Source organism: Shewanella sp. SR44-4, from assembly GCF_014163715.1.
GTDB lineage: Bacteria > Pseudomonadota > Gammaproteobacteria > Enterobacterales > Shewanellaceae > Shewanella.
The window spans coordinates 1-623 of sequence record NZ_JACJDU010000141.1 but is presented as its reverse complement, the minus strand read 5'-3'; the positions used below and the strand labels follow the sequence as shown (position 1 = coordinate 623).

Sequence of the window (623 nt, the reverse complement as noted above, 5' to 3'; positions counted from 1 at the left end):
CCAAGCTTATGAGCGAGTGCAGACAACGCTTTAGCCTTACTCATTCTTTTCTGTAATCGATTAAGGTAGTTACGGGCTTTGTCATTGCCTCGCAGGTACAGCACAGCTGCTTCTGAGAATGCCCATTTCAAATGAGCGTTACCGATTTTATTACCATTAGTACCGTAGGTTTTACCCGCCGATTCAGCTTTGCATTTGACCAATCTAGAGTAAGAAGCGAACTTTTGCACTGACTCAAATCGGCAGATATCACCGATTTCATACAAAATTGTCAGTGACAGAATCTTGCCAATACCTGGTACAGTTTTAAGTAGTTCTAGATACACTGGATTATGATTTTTGGCTTGTTTTTCAATGAACCATTCAACTTGAGCGAGTTCTTTGGCATAGCAATCAAGTAGCGCCATATCTAAATCAATGTTGCGCTGCACGATAGGGTCTTGATACTGCTCACGAAGTTTTTGTCTTGCTGAAATGTTTTTAAGATTTAACTCAGTGGCAGGCAAGTTGTATTGGCTGTTGGTGTTAACCACATGACCTTTGAGCATGGCACCGTGACGAACAATTTTCATTCGTCGACGTAATAGGTCACGGGCAGCGCGCATTTCGCTGGGGTAATCGTA

At 42.5% G+C, this 623-nt stretch carries 1 pseudogene; it reads right to left on the bottom strand.

The window, feature by feature from the left end:
* A pseudogene (locus tag H5125_RS22495) lies at positions 1 to 623 on the bottom strand (IS110-like element ISShfr7 family transposase); the annotation flags it as partial.